The following is a 13,435-nucleotide window of genomic DNA, read 5'->3' as shown; positions in this document are numbered from 1 at the left end:
GAGGGAGGGGTAGATGATGAAGGTGGCGGCCCAGCCGAGCGCGACCATGTCGAGGTTGAAGGTGCGCCGGTCGGGGTGCTCGCGCGGCGGCAGCGGGTCGGAGGCGGTGCCGGAGAACCACGGCGCGGTGTAGGCCAGCAGCCGGCCGTTGCCCTCCACCGGCTCGCCGGTGGCGAGCACCGCCAGCTTGCGCTGTGAGCCGTCCGGCCGCTTCAGCCGGGTGTTCAGCATGCTCTTGTGCGCCTCGGCGGCCAGCTTGCCGGCGCTCGGATGACGCTGCGCCGCATCGGGGGTGATGCGCGCGGTGAGGTACTCGCGCAGGTCCTGCGGCAGGGCGTTGTAGGTGCCGTCCCGCAGGCGGGCCTTGTGCTTCCCCAATCGGCCAACGCCGACGTCCAGGAATGGGTCGGCCCATCCGACGAGGCCGACGACATCGAACAGCACGCGCTGCTCAGCGGCCACCTCTGGCAGGTCTCCGCCTTGTCCAAGTGGAAACGGCTGGTCTATCCGTTGGTCCATGACCAGCTCAAGCTCCTGGTCAAGCAACTGGACCAAGCTCATTCAGCGCGAGCCCGCCATCAACTGTGCGTTGTGGCCTGTGACCTCTTCCAGCTCGCGGGAGCATCTGCTTCGACAGCAACCGCTACACCGACGCCGCCTACCCTGCCATGTGCAGGAAGCGTTTCCTGCACGACCCGCGACGGTCACGGAGGAGCTTGGGCATGCCAGAGACAGGCTGGCGCGATACCGATGCGGCACATCCTGATTGAAGCCTCAAGAAGCTCCGCAACATACAAGTGAGCGACGCGAAAGCCGGCAGGCCCGCCTAGCCGTCGCTTTGCTCTACCTGATCAGGAGCATGCCCATCGGAGGATGGGCAGCCCGGGTCCCCGATGTCCGCCGATAGGTGGGGGCGGACGACACCCTCTGGGGCTTGGCGAACACCGTCCCGAGCATCGGCAATGTCATCGGGCTCTGCGCGATCATCCTACTGGCAGGGCGAGTCCATGACCGTCTGTTCTGCGAGGCCAGCCGCAGCACCTCAAAAGCGTGCGAGGCGGTGCAGCGGCGCTGACCCATGATGCTCCGCCAAGCCGGTCTCGTCGGCGTACGTTGAGGGTGACTTGGGCGGAATGGTGATGGGATCGGGGGCGTCCGACTAACCCGCGCCAGAAGCGGTTACTTACTGTAGCCCGCCGGGCGGCGGTAGACGCCGTACCACCACGTCAGTGCCATCTCGCGGGCGAACGCGGCGTCGCTGCCGGGATCTCCGGTGGTGACGTGGTCGACGAGGGCCCGTTCGCCGCCCATGACGATCACTCGGGTGGCGCTCGCCGGGTCGAGGTCGGCGGGGGTGCGGCCCGCGTCCTGTTCGGCGCGGAGTAGCGTGAGCGTCCAGTTCGTGAACTGGTTGAGTTCCGCGCTCCAGAAGTCACGCACGGTCGCATCGTAGGTGGCGACCTCGGCGAGCGCCCGGCGTACGGCGGCGTGCTTCCGATAGACCTTCACCACTTGCAGGAAGGCGTCCTCAAGATGTTCGACACCGTCCGACGGTTTCCAGGCCGAGGTGACGTCGAAGGATGAGCTCATGAGTTCGGTGGCCAGCCGCATGAGCAGGTCGATCTTGTCGCGGAAGTGGTTGTAGAAGGTCGAGCGGGCGACGCCGGCCTCGGTGGAGATCTGCTGCACGCCGAGCTCGGTGAAGTTCCCGCCGTCGATCAGGAGACGCTGGGTCGCGGCCAGGATGTCCGCCTCGGCCGAGGTGGGGCGGCCGACATTCGCGGTGCGTCGTCGAGTGATCGAAGGCATGTCCTGATCCTACGGTTGTCGTCCGGCAGCGAACGTCGCACTACACACCGCCTGGACATCGTGTACGGTACTTTCCGGACACGATGTCCCGACGCAGCGATCGGAAAAGTGAGAGACGCCCGGTCGCCTGCCGGTGGACCGGGCGGATCTGCAGTAAGGGACAACTGGTGAAATATCGTTTGCTGGGACGTACCGGGGTCTGGGTCTCAGAGGTCTCCCTGGGCGCGATGACGTTCGGCGGCAAGGAGCACCCGGTGTACCGCACCCATGGGGCACTCGGGCAGGAGGACGTGGATCGGCTCGTCGGTGCGGCACTCGACGCCGGGATCAACTTCATCGACACCGCCGACGTCTACGCCGACGGCGAGAGCGAGGAACTGCTCGGCCGCGCGATCGGGCAGCGTCGCCGGGACGTGGTGCTCGCCACCAAGCTGATCGCTCCGGTCGGGCCCGGGCCCAACGACCAGGGGCTTTCCCGCCTGCACGTGATGCGGGCCCTGGAGGACAGCCTGCGCCGGCTGAACACCGACTACATCGACCTCTACCAGATCCACAACCACGACCACCTGACGCCGATCGAGGAGACGCTGAGCGCGCTCGACGACGCGGTACGGCAGGGCAAGGTCCGCTACATCGGCTGTTCCAACCTTTCCGCCTGGCAGATCAGCAAGGCGTTGGGCGTCTCCGCGTTGCACGGCCAGGCGAAGTTCGTCGCCAATCAGGCGTACTACTCGCTGCTGTCGCGGGACGCCGAGCGTGACCTGGTGCCCATGGCCGAGGACGCGGGGCTGAGCCTGACGGTGTGGCAACCGCTCGCCGGCGGATTCCTCACGGGCAAGTTCGACCGCGGCGGAGCCACCACCGAACCGGACTCCCGCCGAGCCCTGAACGGCTTCGACTTCGTGCCTTTCGACGAGGAGAAGGGCTTCCAGGTGCTCGACGTGCTGCGGGCCGTCGCCGCGCGGCACGAGGTGAGCCCCGCACGGGTCGCCATCGCCTGGCTGCTCGCCCAGCGCGCCGTCACCAGCGTCATCGTCGGCGCCCGCAAGCTGGAACAGCTCACGGACAACATCGCCGCCGTCGACCTGACCCTCACCGAGCAGGACCTCGCCGAACTCGACGAGGTCAGCCGGTCGCCGGTCGCCTACCCGAACTGGATCCAGGAGTGGTTCGCCCCCGCCCGGATCCCCGCCGGCAACCTGGCCTGATACGGCGCATCGGATAACAGGCGCGAGGAACAGCCCGCCCTGACACCCGATGCGACCGGCGGTAACCCACCGCGACGACACGTCGGTTGCAGCGCGGTGCTACTCGATCATGCGGCTCGGAAGTGCCACACAGCGGAGGTGCGTTCGGCCGGGCGGCGCCAGAAGTCGGCATCGTGGCGCTGTTTCAGAGACCGTCATCGCACCCTCGCCACAATGCCGCACTCTCACGGCCGCCATGGAGATAGTTCAATATTCAATATTGTGGGAAGGACATGCTATGACGACCAACCGCCGAACCTTACTGAAAAGGTTGGCGGTCGCCGCTGCTACGCCTGCGGCGACGGGGCTGCTTGGTGGAGCTCTGACGGGTTCCGCCGGCCCGACTGGGCAGGACACGCTGCCGGAGTATGCGCCGGTGCCCGCAGCCTCGGTCGGGCCGGAGCTGAACGCGGACGGCTACTACGTTGGCCGGGTCCGGGGAAACCTCTACTGGGTGACCGACGCTTACTACCAAGCCATGCTTTTGACCACCACCGAAGGCGTCGTGCTCGTCGACGCACCGCCTACCATCGGGCATAACCTGTTGCGGGCCATCGACGATGTCGCCAAGGCCAACGGCATGCCCAACAAGGTCACGCACCTGGTCTACTCCCACTCCCATGCCGACCACATCGGCGCCTCGGCCATCCTGGGCAAGGACGTGGTGCGCATCGGGCATACAGAGACCCGCCGACTGCTCCGCCTCGACCGGGACCCCAACCGGCCGGCGCCGACGGAAACGTTCGACGACCACTACGTTCTGAAGGTCGGCGGTGAGCGGCTGGAACTCGCCTACCACGGCCCGAACCACTCGCCCGACAACATCTTCATCTATGCGCCTGCGCAGCAGACCCTCATGGTCGTGGACGTGCTCTACCCAGGCTGGGTGCCGTTCAAGAACCTCGCCGTCTCCCAGGACATCCCCGCCTGGGTGAAGGCGCACGACGTGGTGATGGGGTATCCGTGGCAGACCCTGGTCGGCGGCCATCTCGGGCGGCTCGGCGTCCGTGCCGACGGCGACCTCCAGAAGCAGTACATGGCCGACCTTGACGCAGCGGTCCGCAACGCCTCAGCAACGGTGGACCCCACGCCCTACTTCCAGAAATACGGGTCGAGCGGCAACGCGTGGGCGATCTTCAAGACCTACCTCGACGCCGTCGCCCACCAGGCCGCTGAGCCGGTGATCGCCAAGTACACCGGCACGCTGGCTGCCGCCGACGTCTTCACCGTCGACAACGCCTTCGCGCTGCTGGAGTCCCAGCGGATCGACGGCGGACTCCTCGGCCCCTTCGGCGTCCGTCCGTAATCAACTATCGGGCTCTACCGGGCCGCGTCGGTTCTCAGTCGAATGACGTTAGAGGCCTGATACTCACTCTTGGGAGCGTTTCCGCATGAAAATCAACTGGCACCGTCCACGCGCAGTTCTCGCCACGGCTTTGCTCGTGTCCGCACTGACCGCAGGTGCCGCCGTCATCCCCGCGGCCGCAGCCACTGATTCGAAAGAGGCTCGTCCGCCGGCGGGATTCTCCGAACACGTGGTTCACGTGAACGGAATCGATGTGAACTATGTGAGGGGCGGGCACGGGCCGACTCTCGTGCTGCTTCACGGATATCCCCAGACCTGGTACGAATGGCACGCGATCATGCCCTCGCTGGCCAAGAAGTTCACCGTCATCGCACCCGACCTGCGGGGCGCCGGAGACTCCGGCGCACCACGGGGCGGCTACGACAAGAAGACCATGGCCGGCGACCTGCACGCCCTGCTGACCCGACTGGGTCTCAGCAAGCACGTCAACCTCGTCGGCCACGACATCGGCACGATGGTGGCCTACTCCTACGCTGCCCAGCACAGGGACCAGGTGGACCGTCTGGTGCTCAGTGAAGCCCCCATCCCCGACCAGAGCATCTACAGCTTCCCGTCGCTGACCTCCAACGGGCCGGGCTTCTGGAACTTCGGGTACTTCAACGTCACCAACGGCCTTCCCGAGGCCATGGTGAAGGGCCGTGAGACGACCTGGATCAACCTCTTCATCTCCATGCTCGCCGTGAAGAAGAAGGCGGCCACTGATCCCGCAGCCGTCCGCGAGTACGCCAAGCACCTCAGCGACCCGGCGCATCTGCGCGCAAGCTTCGAGTGGTTCCGCTCCCTCAACAAGGACGTGGCCGACAACGCTGAATATGCCAAGCAGCCGCTGCCCATGCCCGTCCTGGCGATCGGCGCCTCCGGAAGCCTGGGGCAGAGCGTGCCCGACCAGGTGCGCCACTACGCGACGAATGTCCAGGCAGAGGTCATCCCCGACTCAGGTCACTGGATCTACGAAGAGCATCCCGAGGAGACGACTCGCCTCCTGCTGGATTTCCTCACGAAGTAGCCAACAAGGGCCGGCCGGGAGCGCAGACACTACGGGCTGCGTCCAGCTCCGCCTGGTGAAGCGACTCACCAGGTCGGCACCTTGCCTCCGCCGATCGTGAGGTCGGCTACCTCGACGAGGGTCACTGCAACTACATACGCGCGGCATTGCGCCTGCCGAGAATTCCATCCATGCAGGTCAAGCCGCTTGTGAGTACTCATGGAGGACGCCGCCGAGCCGGTCTCGTCGCCGGACGTTCAGGTCGATGATTCGCTCTGGATCCGTGATCGGATCGGGGACGGTGCGCAGCGGGGCTGCTGGTTCAGGGCTTGATGTGCTCGATGCTGGTTGTAGAAGTGTTCGTACTCCCGCAGGGCGTGCCGCAGGTGGCGTTCGTTCCCTATGAGGCAGCGGTCGAGAAGCTCGTGACGGCACGACTGCACCCACCGCTCCATGATCGAGTTCATCCGCGGCATCCGAATATCGGTGAGCACCGTCTTGATGCCGGCCTCGGCGAGGACCTCGTTCATGAGGGCCGGGAACTTCCCATCTCGATCTCGGAGCAGAAAGCGCGCCCGGCAGCCCGCATCGTCCAGGTCCATCACCAGGTTCTTTATCGCCTGGGTGACCCAGTTCGCGGTGGGGTGAGCGGTGGTGCCGAGCACGCGGATGCGCCTGGTGGCGTGCTCGATGACGGCCAGGATGTACTGGCGTTGCCCGTTCAAGGTGACGGACTCGAAGAAATCGGCGGCCAGTAGGGCATCGGCTTGCGAGCGCAGGAAGTCGGCCCATGTGGTGGACGCCCGATCGGGTGCCGGATCAATGCCTTCCTGCTTGAGGATCTCCCACACTGTGGACGGCGCGATCTTGATGCCGAGGGCGGTGAGCTCACCGTGCACCCGCTGGTAACCTCAGCCGGGGTTCTCCCGGACCAGGCGCAGGATGAGAGCGCGGATGGACTGGACGGTGGGTGGACGGCCGGGCCGCTTCGGCCGGCAGGTATGGGCATGACGCCGTTTCATCAGATCACGGTGCCAGCGCAGGACGGTGTCCGGGCGGACGAGGAGCCGTAGCCGGCGCAGGACCTCGCGGGGCAGCGAGGTCAGGAGCGCGGCGAGAAAGGCCCGGTCTTCGGGAGCGAATCTGACTTTGGTGTCGGCGCCGAGTTGGCGTTCGAGGACGGTGATCTGGTGACGCACGGCGAGGATCTCGATGTCCTTGTCTCAATCGCCCATGGGCAGCAGTCGCAGCGCGGCGAAAGTGTTCGTGACGGTGAGATAGGCCAGGCGAAGGAGCACGGCTCATCATCATGCCGCACGCGTTTGCCTCTCCTGATGGCGGGAGCTCGCGTCGCCACGTGAAGCCCTCACATGGTCATGACCTGGGCGGATGTGATTATCGGCAGGCGCTCCACCGTTGCTTCCAGCTTCGCGATCGTCTCGCGCTGAGCCTCGATCGTGGCCATCTGCCGGACCACCAGCGATGCCAGCTCGTCATACGACGGACGGCGCTCCGGGGTCTTCGGCACCCAAAGATCATCGCACCTCGCGGACAGCCCTCACGCCAGCAAGATCGAGAGCTACTGAATGCCTACCTTCGAAGATCGCTGCAGGGCCGCGGTGGTCAGTCAGGAGGCAGCTTCCTGTACGGCGCGCCAGTCGGACGTTCTCCTGCGGAATGCCGCAAAGGGGCGTGTTCTGCAACCTCGCCCGCATGGGGGGTCGCTTGCCCGAGCACTCGACGTGCAGGAGATCATCGGCCACCCTGTTAAATTTCGCAACTCCTTACGCTTGCCAGTGGATTAAGTCATTTCTATCAGGCGACGCGTATTATTCAAGTGGGCATATGGTTCACGCAAACAATTCGGCCAGTAAGGGTCTCGACGGATGGCGAGTGATTCATTCCTGGTTAAAGTCCGCTTTGGTTTGGTCTGTAGGCATACAGCTGGGGAAGGCCGTTTTCGGTAAGCGGAGAATGTTACGCCAAAGCGGTCCGAGAACGGAGACCGCATACAGCCATACGGTTGGCGCTCGTCGGCGGCCGGACAGCCCTGAGCGGCGGTCGAGCGCGGGGCCTCCTTGCCGAGGAGTCAAGTAATGATCAACACCATGCCTGTCGAGGGCATCGCCGCTGACCCTGAAGCCAAGCAACCCGTGGACCTCGTCCTGCGCAACGGCCGCATCCATACCCAGGACCCCGCCAGGCCGGTCGCCGCCGCGCTCGCCGTACGGGACGGCCGCATCGTGGCGGTCGGGGACGACCAGGACATGGCCCCGCTCATCGGCCCGCAGACGCGCGTCGTCGACGCGCTCAACCGGCGCGTCATCCCGGGACTCAACGACTCCCACCTGCACGTGATCAGGGGCGGCCTGAACTACCTGCTGGAGCTGCGCTGGGACGGCGTCCCCTCGCTGCGCATGGCGCTGTGGATGCTGCGCGAACAAGCCGGACGCACACCGCACGGGCAATGGGTCCGCGTGGTGGGCGGCTGGACCGGGGAGCAGTTTGCCGAGCAGCGCCTGCCCACCGTCTCGGAGCTGAACGCCGCCGCCCCCGACACCCCCGTCTTCGTCCTGCACCTGTACCAGTCGGCCATCCTCAACCGGGCCGCGATCCGCGCCATCGGGCTCACCAGGGACAGCGTTCCGCCTCCGGGCGGACAGATCGTCCGCAACCACGCCGGTGACCCCACGGGCCTCCTGCTCGCCGCTCCCGCCGCCACGATCCTTTACTCCGCGCTGGCCAAGGGCCCGAAGCTGGCCGAGGAGGAGCAGCTCGGCTCCACCCGCCACTTCCTGTACGAGCTCAACCGGTTCGGCCTGACCAGCGCCATCGACGCCGGCGGCGGCTTCCAGAACTTCCCGGAGAATTACGGGGCGGTCATGAAGCTGGCAGAGCAGGGCCTGCTGACGATGCGGATCGCCTACCACCTCTTCCCGCAGACGCCCGGCCAGGAGTTCGACGACCTGCGGCGATGGATCGCGACGGTACGCCCGGGCGACGGCGACGAGTGGCTGCGGCTGAACGGCGCGGGCGAGAACCTCGCCTGGTCGCCCGCCGACTTCGAGAACTTCACCGAGCCCCGGCCGCTGCGCCCAGAGAAAGCCGACCGGGAACTCGAGGCCGCGGTCCGGCTGCTGGTCGAGAACGACTGGGGCTTCCGGCTGCACGCCACCTACGACGAGACCATCAGCGCCAACCTCGACGTCTTCGAGAAGGTGGCACCGAAGCTTGGGGTGCCGTGGTTCTTCGACCACGCCGAGACCGTGTCGGAGACGAGCCTCGATCGGATCGCCGCGCTGGGCGGAAGCCTGTCGGTGCAGAACCGGATGATGTTCCAGGGCGGCGCCTTCCGTGATCGTTACGGAGTGGCCAAGGCCGCGGCCGCGCCGCCCATCCGGCAGATGCTCGACCGTGGCCTGCTGACCGCGGCGGGGACCGACGCCACGCGGGTCTCCAGCTACAACCCTTGGCTGTCGCTGGAGTGGCTGGTACGCGGCCGCACCATCGGCGGATCCCCGCTGATGTCGTCCGAGCACAGGGTGGACCGGGAGACGGCGCTGCGCATGTACACCCTCGCCGGCGCCGGCCTCACCGGCGAGGCCAACATCAAGGGCATGCTCAAGGAAGGCTGCTACGCCGACCTGGTGGTGCTCTCCGACGACTTCTTCTCGGTGCCCGAGGAGGACATCTCGCACATTGAGTCGCTGCTGACCGTCGTCGGCGGCCGGATCGTCTACGCCGCGGGCGAGTTCGAGGGCATGGCGCCACCGCAGACCGCCATCCAGCCGTCGTGGAGCCCGGTCGCCTTCTTCGGTGGCTTCCACCACACCGTGCCGCCGACCATGCCCTCCGGCGTACGCCAGGCCCAGGCCGTGGTCGAGGCGGCTGCCGAGTCCGAGGAGCACCGCCAGTGGCGGGCCGTGCGGGGCTTCGGCGAGCCGCACGCCTCCGAGGAGGAGATCTTCGATTCCTGCTTTGTCCTGTGAACGTCAGGGAGCAGCGAGCTTAGCTGATCCTGCATCGGCCGCACCCATCGATATCCGCACGATCCCGACACATCGAAGAGGTAAATCAATGGCGAGCATCAGCAAGGCGAAGCCGGATCCCGCAGCATCGCTTCTCACGCCGCAGGACAGCGTCGTCCTCCTGGTGGACCATCAGCCGCAGATGTTCTTCGGCACCACCAGCGCGGACAGAGGCTCGATCATCAACGCGACCGTGGCCCTGGCCAAAGGAGCCAAGGCCTTCGACGTACCGGTCGTCCTGACCACGGTCGCGTCGAAGACCTTCTCCGGTCCGCTCCTGCCTCCCTTGGCGGCGCAATTCCCCGGGATGGCTCCCATCGACCGGACCACCATGAACTGCTGGGAAGATCCCCGAGTCGTCGACGCCGTCAGGGCCACCGGCCGGCCGAAAATCGTGCTGGCGGGGCTGTGGACGGAGGTGTGCATCGCGCTCGCCGCGCTCTCCGCCGTGGACCAGGGATATCAGGTGTACGTGCCGACCGACGCCTGCGGGGGCGTGTCACTGGAGGCGCACGAGAACGCCGTCCAGCGGATGATCCAGCATGGCGTCGCGCCGCTGACGTGGCTCACCACCGTGCTCGAATGGCAGCGCGACTGGGCTCGCACCCAGACGTACGAGGCCATCACCGCTGTCATCAAGGAACACGCCGGAGCCTATGGGCTGGGGCTGGCGTACGCCCACGCCATGTTCCCGACGCACGAGGCCGCGGCCTGAGGCCACACGATGTGGCGGTGCCCCACCACTCGGGTTCTGGCGCGAGTTGGGCACGCCATGTCCGTGTTCCCGACAGTCGAAAACATGGGGCGGCAGATGAATCAACGTGAGGACGATGGCGCAGGGGGATCCGTCACGGCTGCCGGCTCCGTCTGGCAGCCGCTGCACCTTCGCATGTTCCGCACTCTGTGGCTGGCTCAGTTGGTCTCCAACGTCAGCAGCTGGATGCAGACCGTGGGCGCCCAGTGGCTGGTCACCGAGGAGACAGGCTCGGCGAGCATGGTGGCACTGATCCAGACGGCTGCCAGCCTGCCCATCCTGGTCCTCGGAATCCCCGCCGGCGCCCTGGCCGACATCTTCGACCGCCGCCGGCTGCTCCTGATCTCGCAGTTTCTCATGTTCGTCGCCTCGGGGCTGCTCGCCGTCCTGACCGCACTGGGACACATGAACTCCTACGGAGTGCTGATCCTGACCTTCGTCCTCGGCTGCGGCAACGCTTTGATGACGCCCTCGTGGCAGGCCATCCAGCCCGACCTGGTGCCACGGGAGCAGATCCCGAACGCCGCGAGCCTCAACGGCGTCAACCTGAACCTCTCCCGAGCCGTCGGCCCGGCGATCGGCGGCCTCATCGTGGCGCTGGCGGGCTCCGCCGCGGCGTTCGCCGTCAACGCCCTGTCCTTCCTGGTCACCGCTGCTGCGCTCCTGGTCTGGCGCGACCGCCGTGAGCCCGACCCGCTCGGCGCGGAACGGATACTGCCGGCGCTGCGAGCCGGTCACCGCTACGTGCGTCACGCCCCTCGTATACGCCGAGTGCTGGGCCGTAGCCTGCTCTTCGTCCCCGCCGGGACAGCCCTCTGGGCGTTGCTGCCCGTCGTCGCCGACAGGCGGCTCGAACTCGGCGCGGGTGGTTACGGTCTGCTGCTCGGGGCGTTCGGAGCGGGGGCGGTGGCGGGGGCGGCGCTGCTCCCGTACGTTCGCGGCCACTGGTCCACCAACACCGCCCTGACGGGTGGCGGCGTGCTGTTCGCGCTGGCCATGGCCGTCTTGGCGCTCACCCGGGTTCCGTGGATCGGCGGTGCGGTTCTCGTCTTCGCCGGGATGTCGTGGGTCTCCGCCCTGTCCACTTTCAACGCCCAGATGCAGGTCACGACCTCAGGGTGGGTGCGCGCGCGGGCCCTGGCCGTCTACTTGACGCTCTTCGCGGGAAGCATGGCGATCGGCGCCGCCGTGTGGGGTGCTCTCGCCGAACTCCTCGGCCTGGTGATCACCCTGCTGGCGGCGGCGGCCCTCATGGCCATCGGGACCTTCTTCTCCTGGAGGTACCTCGCCCTACCCGACACCAACCTCGACCGATCCCTCTCGGTCCACTGGCCGGCACCCAACCTGATGCTGGAGCCTGCAAAAGACGACGGACCCGTGCTGGTCACTGTCGAATACCGCGTACCGGCCGACCGTGCCGACGACTTCGTCGAAGCGATGCAGGAGTTCGGCCTCTCGCGGCTCCGCACCGGCGCTCTCACCTGGGACCTTTACCAAAACGGCGAGGACCCTGAGGCCTACCTGGAAACCTTCGCCGTGGCCTCCTGGGAGGAGCACCTGCGGCAACACTCCGCCCGGCTTACCGCGTCGGACCGTGCGATCGAGGAACGGGCACGGTCTCTGGTGGACCCCACGAAACCCTTCCAGGTCTCCCACTACCTTCCGGCGCGGCTCGGCGACGGTGAACGAGTACGGCCATGACGACTCACTGTTCCGGCCCGGCGGGAGCCAGGCAGTTCCTGCGTCAGTCGCGAGGAGGTCGTGACCATGGCTGAGACACCTGAATCGGGCGGCCGGGCCGAATCTGGAGACCAGGCCGCCAAGCCGGTCGATGGGAGGACGATCGTCGCTCACAGCGCGCTGGAGTTCCTCCTGACGTTCGTGCTGCTTTTCGGCGTGGCGACGATCACGCGCTGGGTCATGGGGCCTTCACCCCTCGCCGACGCGGTTCCGCAGATCCGTCTGCGTCTGCTGATCATCGGTATGTGCGTGGGGCTTCTCCTCGCCGGGCTGATTCTCAGCAAGCCAGGCAAGATCTCGGGAGGTCACATCAACCCCGCGATCTCCCTCGCCATGTGGCGCTTCGGCGTCTTCCCCGGACTGTCGGTCATCCCCTACATCGTGGCCCAGCTGGCCGGATCCATGCTCGGGGTGCTCGCCGCCCGCGCCGTCTGGGGCTCGGTGATCGAGGATCCACGCGTCATGTATGCCGTCCTGCAGCCGGCTTCCGGCTGGTCGGCCGGCGCGCTCTTCGTGGCGGAGACCGTCAGCATGGGAGTCATCGTCTACCTCGTCGGCTTCTTCCTGCAGCACGCCAGGCTCGCCCCCCTGGTGCCGTGGCTGGTCGGCATCCTGATCGGCGGGGCCATCGTCCTTCTCGGCACGACCACGGGAGGCTCGGTCAACCCGGCCCGTCAGTTCGGGCCCGCCCTGGTGTCCGGCCGCCTCGACTTTCTCTGGGTGTACGTACTCGCCCCGCTGGTCGGCGCGGCCATCGCCGCCGCCGTCCTGAACCGGGTACGCAAGCGCCGCGCGGTGCTGACGCACCGGCTCTGCGGCACGCAACCGGACGGCTCCCCGCTGCGGGGCTGAGCCGGTCCAGTCAGCGCCGGACGAGAACCCTGATCATCCCGACCGGGAAACGCAAGGGCGAGAACCCGTCCCTGGCCAGCGCCGTGCGGAGTCCCGCGCCGGGCGATGATGGGCTTGATACCGGTGCGCCAGACCAGGCGGCGGTGCTCCGGCCTGGGCATCCATCGGTGGGTGGTCGAGAGGACGATCGCGCTCCTGCGTACAGGCGGTCGGGCCGCTGACGCGGTCGGCCGACGCGGCCGCGTACCGGCGGGATGGCCTTGATCAGGGGCATGAGCTGGGTGACGTCGTTGCGGTTGCCGCCGGTCAGGGAGACGGCGAGGGGGATTCCTCCTCCTTCGGTGATGACGTGGTGTTTCGAGCCCGGCTTGGCGCGGTCGACCGGGCTCGGGCCGGTTTTGGGCCGCCCTTGAGAGTTCGGACGTGGGAGCTGTCGATCACCGCCTTGGACCAGTCGAGCTGGCCGGCGGCGTGCAACTCGGCGAATAGGAGCTGGTGCAACCGGTCCCAGACACCGGCCTGGTGCCAGTCGCGCAGCCGCCGCCAGCACGTCATGCCCGAGCCGAAGCCCAGCTCCTGCGGCAGGAACTCCCACGGGACCGCGGTGTAGAGCACGAACAAGATCCCCTGCAACGCCAGCCGGTCATCCATGGA

At 67.0% G+C, this 13,435-nt stretch carries 13 protein-coding genes and 1 pseudogene; 8 read left to right on the top strand and 6 right to left on the bottom strand.

Annotation, left to right across the window (positions count from 1 at the left end):
- The coding region (locus E1286_RS25415) for a hypothetical protein (RefSeq protein ID WP_223190361.1) at window positions 1-462 on the bottom strand (462 nt) is incomplete at its 3' end.
- 472 nt (window positions 463-934) lie between these two features.
- Here E1286_RS25415 and E1286_RS48095 point away from each other — a divergent pair.
- A complete protein-coding gene (locus E1286_RS48095; protein ID WP_165969908.1) occupies window positions 935-1,075 on the top strand; it encodes a hypothetical protein in 141 nt (46 codons plus the stop codon).
- Window positions 1,076-1,179: 104 nt separating this feature from the next.
- Here the strand turns inward: E1286_RS48095 and E1286_RS25410 are convergent, their stop codons facing one another.
- On the bottom strand, window positions 1,180-1,809 hold the full coding sequence (locus E1286_RS25410; RefSeq protein ID WP_132616138.1) for a TetR/AcrR family transcriptional regulator: 630 nt from the start codon (window positions 1,807-1,809) through the stop codon (window positions 1,180-1,182).
- Window positions 1,810-1,976: 167 nt separating this feature from the next.
- Here E1286_RS25410 and E1286_RS25405 point away from each other — a divergent pair, with 167 nt between their 5' ends.
- The 3 genes from E1286_RS25405 (at window position 1,977) to E1286_RS25395 (ending at window position 5,428) form a co-directional block, all read left to right on the top strand.
- The gene (locus E1286_RS25405) at window positions 1,977-3,017 is read left to right on the top strand and encodes an aldo/keto reductase (protein WP_132616136.1); all 1,041 of its coding nucleotides are present in this window, start codon (window positions 1,977-1,979) and stop codon (window positions 3,015-3,017) included.
- 277 nt (window positions 3,018-3,294) lie between these two features.
- A complete protein-coding gene (locus tag E1286_RS25400; RefSeq protein ID WP_132616134.1) occupies window positions 3,295-4,362 on the top strand; it encodes an MBL fold metallo-hydrolase in 1,068 nt (355 codons plus the stop codon).
- An 85-nt stretch (window positions 4,363-4,447) separates the two neighbouring features.
- Window positions 4,448-5,428: an alpha/beta fold hydrolase gene (locus E1286_RS25395; RefSeq protein ID WP_132616132.1), complete on the top strand. Its 981-nt coding sequence runs from the start codon at window positions 4,448-4,450 to the stop codon at window positions 5,426-5,428.
- Window positions 5,429-5,664: 236 nt separating this feature from the next.
- On the opposite strand, the gene E1286_RS49410 is transcribed toward E1286_RS25395, so the two are convergent.
- From E1286_RS49410 to E1286_RS48090, 3 genes are all read right to left on the bottom strand, one after another.
- Complete coding sequence (locus E1286_RS49410; protein WP_223190359.1) at window positions 5,665-6,306, bottom strand: integrase core domain-containing protein; 642 nt, start codon at window positions 6,304-6,306, stop codon at window positions 5,665-5,667.
- 12 nt (window positions 6,307-6,318) lie between these two features.
- Entirely contained in the window at window positions 6,319-6,606 is a 288-nt protein-coding gene (locus E1286_RS49405) for a hypothetical protein (protein ID WP_223190357.1), read from the bottom strand.
- Between the two features lie 167 nt (window positions 6,607-6,773).
- Window positions 6,774-6,935, bottom strand: coding sequence for a hypothetical protein (locus E1286_RS48090; protein ID WP_165969907.1), 162 nt, complete (start codon window positions 6,933-6,935; stop codon window positions 6,774-6,776).
- A gap of 568 nt (window positions 6,936-7,503) precedes the next feature.
- Between E1286_RS48090 and E1286_RS25385 the strand changes: the two genes are divergently transcribed.
- The 4 genes from E1286_RS25385 (at window position 7,504) to E1286_RS25370 (ending at window position 12,781) form a co-directional block, all read left to right on the top strand.
- Complete coding sequence (locus E1286_RS25385; RefSeq protein WP_187368219.1) at window positions 7,504-9,396, top strand: amidohydrolase; 1,893 nt, start codon at window positions 7,504-7,506, stop codon at window positions 9,394-9,396.
- Window positions 9,386-10,150, top strand: a complete 765-nt coding sequence (locus E1286_RS25380; protein WP_246075115.1) for a hydrolase — start codon at window positions 9,386-9,388, stop codon at window positions 10,148-10,150. Before E1286_RS25385 ends, E1286_RS25380 begins: the two co-directional genes overlap by 11 nt.
- Before the next feature lie 96 nt (window positions 10,151-10,246).
- Window positions 10,247-11,890 carry an MFS transporter gene (locus tag E1286_RS25375; protein ID WP_132616130.1) on the top strand — a complete coding sequence of 548 codons (1,644 nt, stop codon included), beginning with the start codon at window positions 10,247-10,249 and terminating at the stop codon, window positions 11,888-11,890.
- Window positions 11,891-11,956: 66 nt separating this feature from the next.
- Window positions 11,957-12,781: an MIP/aquaporin family protein gene (locus E1286_RS25370; RefSeq protein ID WP_132616128.1), complete on the top strand. Its 825-nt coding sequence runs from the start codon at window positions 11,957-11,959 to the stop codon at window positions 12,779-12,781.
- Window positions 12,782-12,846: 65 nt separating this feature from the next.
- On the opposite strand, the pseudogene E1286_RS25360 reads toward E1286_RS25370, so the two are convergent.
- Window positions 12,847-13,426: pseudogene (locus E1286_RS25360) on the bottom strand (IS5 family transposase); the annotation flags it as partial.
- Window positions 13,427-13,435 lie beyond the last annotated feature (9 nt).

Source organism: Nonomuraea terrae, assembly GCF_004348995.1.
Lineage (GTDB): Bacteria > Actinomycetota > Actinomycetes > Streptosporangiales > Streptosporangiaceae > Nonomuraea > Nonomuraea terrae.
Note: the sequence above shows the minus strand (reverse complement) of the source record. Positions and strands in the feature narration are given on the sequence as shown.